General features: G+C 72.9%; 11 protein-coding genes. All 11 read right to left on the bottom strand.

Annotation, left to right across the window (positions count from 1 at the left end):
• Window positions 1–50 precede the first annotated feature (50 nt).
• The gene (locus tag OHU89_RS09035) at window positions 51–695 is read right to left on the bottom strand and encodes a class I SAM-dependent methyltransferase (protein ID WP_266899762.1); all 645 of its coding nucleotides are present in this window, start codon (window positions 693–695) and stop codon (window positions 51–53) included.
• Between the two features lie 206 nt (window positions 696–901).
• A complete protein-coding gene (locus tag OHU89_RS09030) occupies window positions 902–1,402 on the bottom strand; it encodes an FG-GAP repeat domain-containing protein (RefSeq protein WP_405641536.1) in 501 nt (166 codons plus the stop codon).
• 23 nt (window positions 1,403–1,425) lie between these two features.
• Window positions 1,426–2,112: a hypothetical protein gene (locus tag OHU89_RS09025; protein ID WP_405641534.1), complete on the bottom strand. Its 687-nt coding sequence runs from the start codon at window positions 2,110–2,112 to the stop codon at window positions 1,426–1,428.
• Complete coding sequence (locus OHU89_RS09020; RefSeq protein ID WP_405641532.1) at window positions 2,109–3,365, bottom strand: hypothetical protein; 1,257 nt, start codon at window positions 3,363–3,365, stop codon at window positions 2,109–2,111. The genes OHU89_RS09025 and OHU89_RS09020 overlap by 4 nt, the downstream gene beginning before the upstream one ends.
• Window position 3,366: 1 nt before the next feature.
• Window positions 3,367–4,188: a hypothetical protein gene (locus OHU89_RS09015; RefSeq protein WP_405641530.1), complete on the bottom strand. Its 822-nt coding sequence runs from the start codon at window positions 4,186–4,188 to the stop codon at window positions 3,367–3,369.
• On the bottom strand, window positions 4,182–4,973 hold the full coding sequence (locus OHU89_RS09010; RefSeq protein ID WP_405641528.1) for a gamma-glutamyl-gamma-aminobutyrate hydrolase family protein: 792 nt from the start codon (window positions 4,971–4,973) through the stop codon (window positions 4,182–4,184). The genes OHU89_RS09015 and OHU89_RS09010 overlap by 7 nt, the downstream gene beginning before the upstream one ends.
• A gap of 6 nt (window positions 4,974–4,979) precedes the next feature.
• On the bottom strand, window positions 4,980–6,155 hold the full coding sequence (locus OHU89_RS09005; RefSeq protein ID WP_405641526.1) for an acetyl-CoA carboxylase biotin carboxylase subunit family protein: 1,176 nt from the start codon (window positions 6,153–6,155) through the stop codon (window positions 4,980–4,982).
• A 65-nt stretch (window positions 6,156–6,220) separates the two neighbouring features.
• On the bottom strand, window positions 6,221–7,975 hold the full coding sequence (locus tag OHU89_RS09000) for a hypothetical protein (RefSeq protein ID WP_405641524.1): 1,755 nt from the start codon (window positions 7,973–7,975) through the stop codon (window positions 6,221–6,223).
• A 123-nt stretch (window positions 7,976–8,098) separates the two neighbouring features.
• Window positions 8,099–9,340, bottom strand: a complete 1,242-nt coding sequence (locus tag OHU89_RS08995) for an MFS transporter (protein ID WP_405641523.1) — start codon at window positions 9,338–9,340, stop codon at window positions 8,099–8,101.
• A complete protein-coding gene (locus OHU89_RS08990) occupies window positions 9,337–10,392 on the bottom strand; it encodes a GNAT family N-acetyltransferase (RefSeq protein WP_405641522.1) in 1,056 nt (351 codons plus the stop codon). The genes OHU89_RS08995 and OHU89_RS08990 overlap by 4 nt, the downstream gene beginning before the upstream one ends.
• Window positions 10,389–13,577 carry an amino acid adenylation domain-containing protein gene (locus OHU89_RS08985; RefSeq protein WP_405641521.1) on the bottom strand — a complete coding sequence of 1,063 codons (3,189 nt, stop codon included), beginning with the start codon at window positions 13,575–13,577 and terminating at the stop codon, window positions 10,389–10,391. The genes OHU89_RS08990 and OHU89_RS08985 overlap by 4 nt, the downstream gene beginning before the upstream one ends.
• Window positions 13,578–13,586: the final 9 nt, after the last annotated feature.

The following is a 13,586-nucleotide window of genomic DNA, read 5'->3' as shown; positions in this document are numbered from 1 at the left end:
GTGTCCTTCCGGCCGTGCGGGCCCGCGCGGAGCGGGCTGATCAGTAGCGGTCAGCTACGTCGTCGGCAGCGCAGGAAGATCTGCACCTCGGGCGGCACGTCCACGGACGCCGGAGCGTACGAGAACGAGGACTCCTCGGCGATCTCGAAGCCCTCCGCCTCCACGACCTCGCGCAGCTCGTCCCGGAGATAGCCGGAGACCCGGATGGTGCTGCCGATGAACGGGATCGAGAAGTCGTCCACATCGGCCTCCACCATCGACAGGGCGAACAGGCCGCCCGGAACGAGCAGGTGGTGGATGGTCCGCACGGCGAGGGGGATCTCGGCCCGCGGCAGCATGAGCAGGGAGAAGAAGGCGGCCACCGCGTCGAAACGACCGAGGTCCCGGGGGCCGTCGGGCCGCAGGTCCGCGATGTCGGCACGGTGGAACGTCCCGGTGGGCACCTGCTGCTGGGCGAGCGTGACCATCCGGTCCGACAGGTCGACCCCGACGACGTCCAGGCCGCCCTGCGCCAGCTGGCGTGCGGTCGGGATCCCGGTGCCGCAGCCGAGGTCCAGCACGCGTGACCCGGCCGGCAGGGACCTGATGAGCCACTCGGCGGACGCGACCTGGCCCTCCTTGTGCGGGAAGGCCTCGTCGTAGCGGTCGCCGATGGCGTCGAAGGCCTCGGCCTGGCCGGTGCGGTCGAGCCGCATGCTCCCGTAGCCGAGCTCGTCGGCGGGGCTGCTCACGAGGGTTCTCCTTTGATGTCGTATGGGTAATTTTTTCACAGTTATGCAGACTGGGGCGCGGCCTGGCAGCTGATCACACCGGCCGCGATGGTCATGATGCCCCGCACCCCCGCCGACGGGCGGTGGTTCGGCGGAGGTGCGGGGCGGATTCCCGGTCCCTCTCGGCCTTCTCAGTCGCAGGAGCCGGTGAAGACGTCGATCCGGTCGTCGGCGCTGCTCGCCACCACGAGGTCCTGAGTGCCGTCGGAGGTCAGGTCGGCGACGTTCACGGAGACCGGCAGGGCGGACGTGGTGTAGGCGACGGAGGCCTCGAAGGTGCCGTCGCCGTTGCCCGTGAAGATCTCCAGGATGTTGGAGCCGTTGCTGACGGTGGCCAGGTCGGTCTCGCCGTCCCCGTCGATGTCGCCGGGAGTGATGGAGTACAGCCAGGCGACGCTGGCGTACTGCGTGACGTCGCCGAAGGTGCCGTCGCCGTTGCCCAGCAGGACCGGCACCGCGTCGGCCTCGTTGTCCCCCGCGCCGACGTCCGCGTTCCCGTCGCCGTCGAGGTCGCCGGTCACCACGTGCCGGGGGTTGTCACCGACCGCCGCCGGCGTGTCCGACCCGGTGAAGGTGATGGCGGACGAGCAGACGGCGACGGCGGTCGTGCTCGGTCCGGTCGCCGAGGCCATGGCCGCGACGCTCGCCCCGAAGGCTAAGGCGCCGACCGTACCCACAGCGCCGGTTCGGCGCGCCGCGTCAGGGTCCCTTCGAAGTACGTCCAGTCGGTCGCCCCGGGGTCGGAGACGTGGAGCAGGTTCTCCAGGGCGTCGTAGTGCGTGGTGGGGTAGCGGACGACGCGGCGGACCACCTCCTTGAGGATGTGCAGGCTGCTCAGGTTCTCCTCCCCCGTGAGCAGAAGGATCTCTCCCTCGCCGCCGGTGAGGTAGGCGGTCAGATCGCCGGCGAGCCGGGTGTAGTGGGTGTTGTACGCGTAGAGGCCGAGGACGTCCCGGTGGGTGAAGCGGCGCCGGGCGCGCTCGGCGACGGTGAAGCCGAGCGCGCCCGCCATCCCGAGGATCAGCCCGGCCGTCTCCGTGGGACCGTGTCCGGTGAGCGCGGGGGAGTGCAGGAGGTCGGTCAGCCGGCTCAGGCGTTCCTGCCGGGACCGCAGCTCCTTGTCGTACCAGCCCCGGGCCGCGGTCTTGCGGTCCACGTTGCGCCGGGCCCAGCGGACGGCGCCGTCGGATGTCTCCACTTCGTACGGTCCGGGCGGCCGCCCGGCGTACAGGTCGACGAGTCCGCGGACGGCGTCCCTGGCGAGGGGACGCGGGCACACGGCGAACGGGCCGTCCAGCACGTCCGGCTTGAGGATCATGAGGGCGTCGGAGCGGGGGGTCATCGGCCCTCCTGGTCAGGGTCCGTGGCGTGCGCCATGCGGGCCACGAGGAAGTCGAGCAGGCCGAGCAGGCGCTCGATGTCGGCGGTGCGCAGGGAGTCGTACAGGCCGATGCGGAGTGCGCACGGGTCGGCGGGGTCCGTGAGGCCGTACGCCAGATGGGCGGACTCCAGGAACCGGCCGAGCTCGGCGACGGTGCCCGGCGGCAGGGCGGTGACCAGTCTGACCGTCAGCGCGTCGCCCGCCCCAGCCGTGGGGGCGGTGACCCAGTCGCGGGTGGCCGCCCACTCGGCGACCAGGGCGCGGCGGGCCTCGCGTCCGGCTGCCGCGCGCTCGGCGTCGCTCTCCGCCATGGCCCGCACCGCGTGCGCGAACATCACCAGGTCACCGGTGCCGACGGCGGCGCCGGCCACGTCGAGTGCGCGGGTCAGCCCCGGTGACGCGGACACGGCCCGCGGCGAGAGCACGGCCACGGTGAGGCCGACGCCGACACCGAGCAGTCCGCTCGGACAGAGGAACGCGACGTCGGCGTCGCGGACACCCCGGCCGGTGAGCACCTCGGCGGTACCGGTGAGCTCCGCGACCCGCCAGGCGCCTGCCGGGGCCGCCTCGAGCCGCTCCCGCCAGGCGGGATCCTCGTCGGCCACCACGGCGAGGGGGGTGGGGGCGGGGGTGTGTGGACCGAGGGTTTCCCACGCACCTGCCGGATTGGCCGGGTCGGTGGCGCTCCGCGGACCCGGCCCGGTGGCTGGACCGGGAGTTTCCCGTGCACCTGTCGTGGTGACCGGGAGGGCGGCGGCGCCCCATTCGGCTGTGGTGGTGGCCAGGTCGGCCGTCGTGGTGGCCGGGCTGCCGGTCTTCGGCGTACCCGGTGCGGCGGCTTCTCGCACCGCCGCTGTGGCGGTCCGCCAGTCGGTGGCGCGTGGGCCGGTCCCTGTCACCTTCAGGCCCGTGGCCCAGGATTGGGCGGCGGCGAGGTGGCAGAGTTCCGCCGGTCGGGCCGCCACGACGGTGAGGGCGTGGTCGTCCGGGACCTGGAACAGGGCGCGGGTCTCGGCGATCACCGACGCCCGGAACTCCCTGAGGTGGAGGTCGTCCGGCCGTCGGCCCAGGAGCACCGTGCCGGTGCTGCTCAGCGCCGCGAGTCGCGCCGCGGGTACGGGCACCGCCGCGCCGCCGAGCCGGGGTTCCTCCGGGACGAACGCCTCCGGTATCTCGTGCAGGGCCAGGCCCGGAAGTCCGAGGACAACGGTCATGTCAGCCCAGCTTCCGGATCACGCGCCACGTGTACGGCCCGACGACCGTGCCGGGGGCGAGGTCGACCGTGCTCCGCAACAGCCCCTTGACCTCGGCGACCGCCGCGGGCAGGTCCTCCTCGGACTCGGTGAGCAGCTGGGCCAGACGGGACCGCAGCCGGGGGTCGGGGCCACCGAGCTCCAGCAGTCTGACCAGCCACTTGGGCGCCGGGTTGGTCTCTCCGTCGAGGGCGAGCACCAGCCGGGCGAAATGGGCGACGGCCTCCCGGAACATCCAGCACGCCGACGCGTCGTTGCTCTCGGCGAGTTCCCCCTCCACATCGGTGAGCCGGTTGACGGCGGCCACCGCCTGGACGTTGACGTGGTACTCGGCCAACCGGTGCGTGCCCGTCGACGCCCGCAGCTTCTCGAGCCGCTCGGCACCGCGCAGCGGGACGCCCGTACGGATGCGGTGCAGCACCTTGAGATCGTTCTGGCTCTCCAGCTGGACGATCCCGCCGCCGTCGGACAGCGCGGCCAGACAGTCCTGGAAGGAGCGCGTCAGCTCCTCGACACCGGCGGGCTCCAGGATCGAGAGGCTCACCTCGCGCCCGTCGAGCTCGCCGATGGTGCCGCTCTTCTCGCCCTTGCGGACGGTGGTGTCGGCCCCGACGACCGCGGCCCCGTCGCCGCCCAGGAAGTAGACGTCCAGGTCGGAGTTGCGGTTGGCCAGTCCGTCGACGACCGACCCGGCGACGAACAGCACGCCGTCCGCCGGGTCCGCGACGGCGCCGAGCGCCAGCTCGGCCACGGAGTCGAGGAAGGGCCCGGACAGGTTCAGCACGACTTTCTCTTCTCTCTGCGCAGACGACAGTGCCGCCCGAAGGATTCCAGGATGGTCCGGTTCAGCGTGCTGTCCCCGGTGTGCTGCTCGAAGTGCCACTGGATACCGAGGACATACCGTGCGGGATGGCCGACACTGATCGCCTCGGGCACACCGTCGGGCGCCACGGCCTCGACGCGTACGTCGTCCGGGAGCGCGCAGACCACCTGAGAGTGCTGGGAGTTGACGGGTACGGCGGTCCCGGCGAGCTCCCCGGGGAGCCCGGCGAGCAGTCCGCCCGGCCGGATGTGCACGGGGTGCGCGTCGGCCCAGCGGTCGCCGCCCGCCGGACGCGGCGTGAAACGGTGGACGGCGGTCTCGGCGCCCTCGGTGTCCCGCAGCGCCGCCCCGGCCGCCACCCCGATCTCCTGCATGCCCCGGCAACTGCCGAGCACTGGCAGATCCGGCAGCTCACGGGCCCGGCGCAGCAGGGCGAGCGCGGCGGCGTCGCGGTCGGTGTCGTACTCCCGCCCCTCGGTCTCCGCGCCGGCCTCCGCGGTGAAACGGGGGTGGACGAAGGAGCCGCTGCCGGGAAGGACCAGCCCGTCGAGATCGTCCAGGGCCGCGGCACCAGCCTCGTCGGGCGGAACGACGAGCGGCAGCACGCGCGCGTACCGCAGCAGGCTGTCGGTGAGGACGTCGTTGACCCGGGAGTAACTGGTGCCGTTGGCGCGCTGCTTGCGGCAGGCCAGGACGCCGACGACCGGGAGGTCCGGCGGGTGCGCGGAGTTCGCACGGTCCGGCACGCGGGCCTACCGTCCCGTCCGGCGGCGCAGGTCCTCGAGGATCGCCGGGATGGTGTCCGGGTCCTGTGCCGTCACCACCACGACGACCTCGTCCTCGGGGGAGGGCCACTCGGCGGCGACCCGCACGGCCGGGTGCTCCGCGAGACGGGACAGCAGCGCCGGGAGGTCGGCGTCGGTGGGCACCGGCAGCAGGTGCATCGCCGCGGTGGTCACGAAGGGGGCGGGGCGGGGCAGTTCGCCGTCCGCGAGGGTCTCGACGAGCGAGCGGTACGGGTCTGCCGCGCCGTCGGTGGCGAGGGGCACGAGATGGGAGTTGATCAGGTCGCCGCCGAGCCGTGCGCCGATCTCCAGGACGATGGGTCCCTCGGCGGCGTAGCGCAGGTCCACGTGGAAGCCGCCGGTCTCGATGCCCACGGCGCGCACCGCGCGCTCGGCCGCCTCATGGACCCGCACGACCTGCTCCGCGGTGAGCGCGGAGGGGACGACCGTGGTGGTCGTACGGAGTTCCCCGGGGGCCAGGTACTTGTCGGACACGGCGAGGATCACCACCTCGTTCCCGTGTACCAGCCCGGAGACCGAGTGCTCGCTGCCGTCGACGAGCTCCTCGACGAGGAAGGCGTCGGAGTCCTCGTAGTTGAGGGACGTCAGCTTCATCAGCTCGCCCGGTTCCGTGTCCGCGTCGAGCACGACGGAACCGCGGCCGCCCGAGGAGTGGGCGAGCTTGAAGATCAGGGGAAGGCCGAGCTCGCCGACCGCGGCCTTCAGCTCGTCGGCCGTGGTGCCGGTGCGCCAGCGGGGGTTGAGACCGTGCGGTTCCAGCGCCCGGCGCTGCGCCGCCTTGTCCAGGCACACGGCGGCCGCGGCGACCGAGGGCCCGCGCAGACCGAGCGCCTGCGACACCCTGGCGGCGATGTCCACGTACCGGTCGCCCCAGCACAGCACCGCCGAGGGCCGGTGCCCGGCGTCCTGTGCCTGCCGCAGGGCGCGGGCCGCCACGTCCTCGGCGGGCTCCGTCCGGGTGAAGGCGGCGATCCGGTCGTCGGGCAGCCCGAGATGGCCGAGACCGGTGTCGGAGTGGACGTAGACGGCGTGGCCCAGCTGTGCGGCGGCGTCGATCTCGGGCTGCCACTCCAGGGGGGAGCGGCGCAGGCCGAGGTGGAGGACGGAACGGTCGGGGGACATGGGAGGGCCTTCCTGGGGTCGGTGTGCGGGCGGGAGGTGGGAGGGGACGGGAGCGGAGGCGGGGGTCACAGCGCGGCCGCGGCGGGCGCGTGGCGCCGCTGGTACCAGGTGTTGCCGAAGTCCGAGACGACCAGGGCGGGTCCGGTGCGCTCCGAGCGGTCCGCGTGCGCCTGGTAGACGCTCTGCAGGACACGTCCGATGGCGATGGCCGCGCGCAGCTCCGGGACGCCGTACGTCTCGCCGTCCGTGCGCATCAGACGGAAGTCGTGGATTCCCGGCCGGTGGACGCCGGCCAGGGTCAGGCCCAGCGGGACCCGGATGGCGTGCCGGACTCCGTTCGCGACATGGCCCTGGTGATGGTGCGAGGTCCACTCGGTCATGTCGGGCATGGTGGGAGCGTAGAACCAGTCCCGGTCCGCGAAGCTCGGGTGGTCGCTCACACCGCTGGCGTGCGGCATGAAGTGCCAGCCGTTCCAGCGCATCCGGGCGGCGATCGCCCTGACGACCTGCGGCAGTTCCTCCGGGGCCCGGTCGAAGCGCCGGGTGAAGTCCTGGCCGGGCACCACACAGCAGTAGTAGTCGCTGGTCTTCCAGTGTCCGGGGTTCGGGCTGCCGGCGGCGACGAGTGCGGACAGGGTCGTGATGTCGCGGGGGCCGCGGGACATGCCGACATGGGACCCGGTGGACTCCGTGCCCGCCTCGACCAGCCCGTGGATCACTTCCTCGAGGCCGGTGGTGAACGCGTCATCGGTCGTGGGGCCGTGCAGTGCGGGCATCAACTGCGCCCAGGCCGCCACCAGGTGGTCCCGACGGTCGAGGTCCGCCGCCGGCAGCAGCTCCGTCACCTTCGCGGTGAAGGCGGCGGGCAGATCGGCGGAGGTCACCGGGCGATCGAGGAACTGCTCCTGCTTGTTGATCGTCATGGCCTGGACCGTGCGGTAGATCTGCGGCCCCCGTTCGAGCTTGCCGGGGCGCAGCCGCCTGGCGTGCGCCGCGAGCGCGAAGAGCCGTTCCACGAGCGGAAGTTGCTCCGTCGCGGCAGTCACCTCACCGTCGTAGGAGGTGATCTTGGCGCGTATGAAGGCCTCCAGGCGTCCGGCGGTCAGCTGGGTGCCGCTGAACTCCTCGGTCCTGGAAGGGGTTCCCGAGGCGATGAGCGCGGACATGCAGACGACGAAGACGGCGTCGTGGGCCGTCCAGCGCTCGACCGGCACTCCGTCGATCCCGTTGAGTCGGCACTGCTCGGAGCCGGCGGAGAGCGACTTGCCCACCAGATTGCTGTGTTCCCGGCCGAGGTTCGTGTAGCAGCGGTCGCCGATGTACACACGCATCGGCCCGACATGGGTCAGGGTCCGGCGCAGGTCCGCGACCATGGTGTCCACCGTGTCGGCCGGGCGGGCGCGCAGCCATGCGTGCAGGCTCAGCGACTCGGCGCCCTCGGCGTGCTGTTGCTCGTCCCAGCGCCGGTCGAGGTCCGCGGGGCGGCCGCCGGCCCAGTCGACGCGGCCGATCTCCAGCACACCTTCCGGCGCCGGCTCGCCGTCGCGGAGAACACGCAGGCGTCCGGTGCCGGTCAGCACCAGGCGCTCGCCCACCGTGTCCTGCACCAGGGGGAGATGGCGGCGGGCGCCGGTGTTCCGCAGCTCATCGAGCGCGACCGACTCGCCGCGGCTCAGGGCGCCGAGGCCGACCTCGGCCTTGAGCCGGCCGCCGAGCGTCGCGGCGTGCAGGGCCGCGGTGTACGCCGAATCCAGCGTGTCGGACTCCTCCGCGACGAGCTCCAGAAGCTTCGTGAATCCCTCTGTACGAAGGAGACCCAACGTAAGACACCTCGTTCCAGTGCGGTGACAAACAGTAAGAAAAGTGGAGATAAGGGGTGGTGAGAGGCAGTCGTGTGCCCGGGGTTGTGGGGTGTGGTCAGGACTGCGGGGCTCTCGACCGCGTCAGCGCGCGACCGGGACCGAGGCCGGGGCCGGGGCCGGGACCGGGGTTCGGGAGGCGAGGAACGGCAGGGCCGCACCGGTGGCGGAGAGCAGGACGGCGAGCCCGGCCCAGCCGGCCCAACCGCCCTCCAGACAGGCGACGACAAGGACGTACGGGGCGACGATCTCGGCCACTCCCATGCCGAGCCCGAACACGCCCTGGTACTCGGTCATCCGCTCCTCCGGGGCCAGCCCGTAGCTGAGCTCGGAGGCGCCCGCGGCGTGATACAGCTCGCCGACCGTGTGCAGCCCGACGCCCGCCACCAGCAGGAGCACGGCGGGCACCGCGGCCACCTGCCCGGCGAGCAGCAGTGCGGTCAGGCTGACCAGGAAGAGAGCCCCGGAGACCCGTACCGCGCGGGCGGCCGTCGCGATCGTGCGGGCCCGCCGGCTGACCCGGATCTGGAAGAGCGCCACCAGCAGCATGTTGAGCGCGAAGAGGACGGGCACGACGGCTCGGGGCGCCGAGGTGTGCTCGACGACCCACAGCGGGAGGACCAGCGTGATGACGAAGTACTCCAGGCACATCACGCCGTCGGCCAGCGTGACCGCCCCGTAGCGGGAGTCCCGCAGCGCCGAGCCGTAGCGGCTCCGCCCGGCCGCGGCCAGCCGGCCCGCGCTCCGTACCGCAGGCACCAGTGCGGCGGCGAGCAGAAAGGTCACCGCGTCGGCGTAGACGAGGAGTTCGTAGGCCCGGTCGGTGCCGCTGACCACGGCCGCCGAGGACAGCAGGGCCCCGCCGGCGGTTCCCAGGTTGTTCACGGACCGCGAGACGGCCCGTACGTCGGCCCGGCGGGCGCCCGCCACCTGCCCGATGAGCGCGTTGTTCACCGCGCGGGCGCTCTTCTGCCCGGCGGCTCCCAGGGCGAGGACGGCGACGAGGACCACGAACGACCGGGCCGTCGGCAACAGGGCCATGGCCACGGCCTGGACCATCAGCAGCGCACCGTAGGCGGCGCGCAGTGAGCGGCCGTCCAGGGCCCGGGTCACCGGCACGCTGGCGGCGAGCCCGAAGGCGGCGGCGACGGCCAGGCCCACCCCCATGCGGAGCGGCGACAGATCCAGGACCTGGACGAAGAACAGCGTGCCGGCGACGGTGAAGAGGCCGTTGCCGAGGGCGTTGACGAGCGTGACGGTGTGCAGGACGAGTTCGGCCCGCCGGGGTCCGCGCGCCACCGCGGCCCACCGGGAAACGCGGGTCACGGCGCCTCCAGCGGAGCGGAGAACACGTCCAGGCGGGCGGCCGTGGTGTTGCTGAAGCCCGCCTTGAAGTGGCCGATCGCCCGGAACTTCTCCGGCAGGTCGGGATACATGCCCGGGTAGAGCTGTTCACCGAGTTCGAAGTGGACACAGCCCAGAGCGCGGGCGTGTTCCATGGCCCGCCACAGCACCCGGTGGCTGAGTCCGCTGCCGTAGCTGTCGGCGTCGTTGACGCCGGAGGCGTAGAGGCAGTAGCGGTCCGACACCGCGAAGTAGGCCATCGCCACCGGCCTGTCGTCCTGGCGGCCGATCACCATGAACCCCTCGTCGGCCCGGACCGAGGCCAGGATCGAGTCCCACGAGGCCCGCGTCCGCAGGGTCTTGCCGAAGAACTCCAGATGGAGCCGGACGAAGTCGTCCAGGTGCGCCCGGGTCACGTCGCGTGCGGTGACCACGTCGAGTGCGAAGCCGCCGCGGTCCCTGCGCAGGATCTTGCGGAAGTTCTTGCGCAGTTCGGCGAAGCGCTCCTCGGCGGGCGGGCGCAGATCGACGGTCTGGGTGAAGTGGTGCCGGCTGACGCCCCCGTGCCGGAGCAGCACCTCGGTCAGGGGCGAGATCTCCCCGCCGACCAGGTAGTCCCTGGCGTGGTAGCGCTCGGCGCCGTAGCGCTCGGTGAGCTCCTGGATCCGGGTGTGGATCGCGGCGGCGGCCTGTCTGCGCAGCCGTGCGGGTGCCGTACGGTCCTCGACCAGCATCAGCGGCCGCCCGTAGGCGGACAGCCGGTGCCGTCCGGGGAGCACCTCGACGGTGAGCGCGAGTCCGGCCACCGGGCCGTCGGGGCCGGACGCCAGCAGGTGGTGCGGAACGAACCGCTCGGCGCACGGCCGGTACTCGCTGACGTCGCGTTCGGCGGGGAGGTAGTAGAGGCGGGTGTAGTGGGCGGCGCCGACCGCCAGTGAGGTGACGGTGTAGTTGGCGTGCTGATGGTCGTCCGCCCGCCACAGCCGCAGCCACTCCTTGTCGGCGCCCAGGTCGTCGACCTCGGTGAGGATCACCGGCGCTGCCCTCCTCGCGGGTGTCCGACCCCGTCCACGACGTCCTCGAGCTCCGCCATGAGCGCCTCGGCGCGTCCCGGGGCGACGAGGCCGGGCAGGAAGGCGAGTTCGAGCGCGATGTCGGCGCCGTTGTCGCCGGCCCGGAGGCCGAGGGCGAAGGACGGCGTCAGCGCGATGTCGACGCGGACCGCCCGTGAGGTCACTCCGTCGAGCTCCAGCCGGTCCAGGCCCGAGCGGTCCTGGCTGCGGACGTTCAGGAACGCGTAGCGCGCGCTGCCCGCGAGGTCCTCGTGGCCGGGCAGCATCGAGGCGAGCCAGAACGGGAAGGGCACGGCCTCCCGCTGGGCGGCGCGGCCCACCTCGCGGGCGGCGCGGACGATCATCTCGGCTGGCGACAGACCGGCGGCGCGGCCCAGGAACACCGGGACGTTGTTGGCGAAGAAGCCCACGGAGCGGTCCGCGTCCGGGATGGTCCGGTTGGCGAACGTCGAGACCAGGGCGACCTCGTCGCGTCCCGACCAGCGGGCGAACGCGGTCGCGTAGAGCGCGGTGAGCACGGAGCCCATCGGGTGCCCGGTGGTCCGGGCGAGCTCGTGCACGGCCGCCGTGCGGTCCGCGTCGAGCCGTCGGCGGATGAGTGTCTCGCGGGCGTAGTGCGCGGGCGGGCCGGGCTCGATCGCCGGGTAGAGCAGGGCGGCGGCCGGGTCCTCGGGCACCCGGGGCTGCCGGCCGAAGTCCGCGCGGAGGGTGGCCGCGAGGTCCTCGCCCAGCCAGGCGTTCTCCGCGCGGGCCCAGTCGAGGAACCGCAGGTCGGGCTCGGCGGACGGGGGCGCCTCGCCGCGCAGGGCCGCGCGGTAACAGACGGCCAGGTCCTCGTTGAGCACCCCCACCGACCAGCCGTCGAACACGATGTGGTCGGCGCACAGGAACAGGTGGTGCTCCCGCTCGGCGATCTGGATCAGCGTCGCCCGCAGCAGTCCGTCGTACGCCGTTCCGCCCCGGACGAAGGGGCGCTCGGCGTCCTCCTGGACAAGGGCCAGCGCCCGCTCCCGGGCGGCTTCGGCGGACAGCCGCGAGTCGAGCCGCACGGTGCGCAGCGTGGGCGTCCAGTCGGTGAGCCGCTGGCGGTGCGCGCCCGGGGTCTCGTCGATCTCCAGGGCGAGCGCCGGGTGCCGGGTGACGAAATGCCTCAGCGCGGTCTCCAGGGCACTTGCGTCCAGGGCCCCCTGAAGGTGGTACGCCATGGGGACGTTACTGATGCTCGGCAGTCCGTGCCGGGCCCGCCAGGCCTCGCGGTTCATCCGGTGCGCCTGGGTGAGCGCGACCGGCAGCCACGCGCCGCGCTCCGCGTCACCGGCGGCGGGACGGGGCCGGAAGTCGTCGTTCGCCTCGGTGGCCTCGAAGAAGGCGACACACGCGTCGAACTCGGGGCGCAGCAGCAGATCGCCGACGGAGATCTTCCGCGCGAAGTGCTTGTTGAGCTCGACGACCAGGCGGACCGCGGTGAGCGAGTCGCCGCCCACGTCGAAGAACCGGGCGCCGTCGGGCACTGTCCTGCCCAGGGCCCGCTGCCACACCGCGCGCACGGTCTCCCTGGCGCCCAGGGGCGGGCCGTCCTCGCCGGCCGGTGCGGGGGTGGCCCGAGCGGCGAGAGCGCGCCGGTCCACCTTGTTGGTGGCGGTACGGGGCAGCGTGTCGGCCGGCAGGAAACGCCGGGGGACGGCGTGTGCGGGCAGCAGCCGCGCCGTGAAGGCCCGCAGCCCGTCCTCGTCCGGCGTCGTTCCGCGGCGTGCCACCACGAAGGCCACCAGGTGCCGGGTGCTGGGGCCGTCCCCGACGGGGACCACCGCCACCTGGCCGACCTCCGGGTGTGCCGAGACGGCGGCCTCGACCTCGCCCATCTCGATGCGGTGTCCGCTGATCTTCACCTGGTCGTCGCGCCGGCCCCGGTAGAGCAGGACGCCGTCCTCGACGATCCCGAAGTCTCCCGTGCGGTACAGCCGTCGGATCCCGTCGATATGACCGGCCGCGACGAATCTGCCGCGGGTGCGGTCGTCGTCGACGGCGTATCCGTCGGCGAGGGAGATCCCCGCGATGCAGATCTCCCCCTCGGTGCCCTCGGGCACGGGCGTCAGGGAGTCGTCGAGAAGCAGGACCGAGCAGTTGTCGAGGACCTCGCCGAGCGGCGGCACCCGCGGCCAGTCCCGCGGCGCGCCGCGCAGCACGCTCTGCGTCGCCGCATGGGTCTCGGTCGGGCCGTACTGGTTGGCGAGGGTGGGGTTGCCGGTGAGTTCGACGAAGCGCTCCAGGGCGGGGGTGACGATCGGCTGCTCACCCGCGGTGATGATCTCCGTCAGACGCGGCAGGTCCTGGTCGCCGTCGAACGCCCAGTCCGCCATGGACTGGAGGACGGCGAAGGGCACGAAGATCCGCTGTACGCCGTGGTGGTGGGCCAGCTCGAGGACCCGGGCCGGGTCACGCCGGTCCTGTTCCCCGATGAGCACCAGTTCCCCGCCGCTGCACCAGGTCGAGAAGATCTCCTGGAAGGAGACGTCGAAGCCGATCGGCGCGAACTGGAGGGTGCGGGTGCCGACGCCCGCGGTCGAGGAGGCACGCTGCCACTCGATGAGGTTGACCAGCGGACGGTGCGGCATCACCACACCCTTGGGCCTGCCGGTGGACCCGGAGGTGAACAGCACGTACGCCTCGGACGAGGCCTGCGGGCGCCACCGCCCCGGGCCCGTCTGGACGCTCTCCCCGGCCAGCCGCGGCGCCGCGATCACGGCGCCCGGCGGCCGCGGGCCCGTGTACGCGTCGTCGCTCACCAGCAGTTTCAGCCCGGCGTCGTCGATCATGCCGCGCAGCCGCTGCTCGGGCAGTGCCGGATCCAGCGGCACATAGCAGCCGCCCGCCATGAGGATGGCGAGGACGGACACCATCTGCGGAATCCCGCGCCGGGTGGCGAGACCCACGCGCAGACCGGCCCCCACCCCGTGACCGTCCGCCAGCGCCGTCGCCATCGAGGCGGCGGCCGCAAGGAGTTGGCCGTACGTCAGTGCCCGGTCGCCGTGGCGAACGGCCACCGACTCCGGATGTTGCTCGGCCTGCCGCACCACCAGCTCCACGACCGTGTCCGCCGTGAGCCGCCGGTGCGCTCCCGCTCGTACGGATGCTGTCGTCGTCATCGCCTGTCC

Source organism: Streptomyces sp. NBC_00019, from assembly GCF_045041015.1.
GTDB lineage: Bacteria > Actinomycetota > Actinomycetes > Streptomycetales > Streptomycetaceae > Streptomyces.
The sequence above is the reverse complement of the archived record's forward strand: the minus strand, read 5'-3'. Positions and strand labels throughout refer to the sequence as shown.

Bases quoted from the DNA above. Each gene is read 5' to 3' on its own strand.
- OHU89_RS09020 (WP_405641532.1), bottom strand. From the start codon at position 3,365: ATGACCGTTGTCCTCGGACTTCCGGGCCTGGCCCTGCACGAGATACCG.
- OHU89_RS09005 (WP_405641526.1), bottom strand. From the start codon at position 6,155: ATGTCCCCCGACCGTTCCGTCCTCCACCTCGGCCTGCGCCGCTCCCCC.
- OHU89_RS09030 (WP_405641536.1), bottom strand. From the start codon at position 1,402: ATGGCCTCGGCGACCGGACCGAGCACGACCGCCGTCGCCGTCTGCTCG.
- OHU89_RS09035 (WP_266899762.1), bottom strand. From the start codon at position 695: ATGCGGCTCGACCGCACCGGCCAGGCCGAGGCCTTCGACGCCATCGGC.
- OHU89_RS08985 (WP_405641521.1), bottom strand. From the start codon at position 13,577: ATGACGACGACAGCATCCGTACGAGCGGGAGCGCACCGGCGGCTCACG.
- OHU89_RS09025 (WP_405641534.1), bottom strand. From the start codon at position 2,112: ATGACCCCCCGCTCCGACGCCCTCATGATCCTCAAGCCGGACGTGCTG.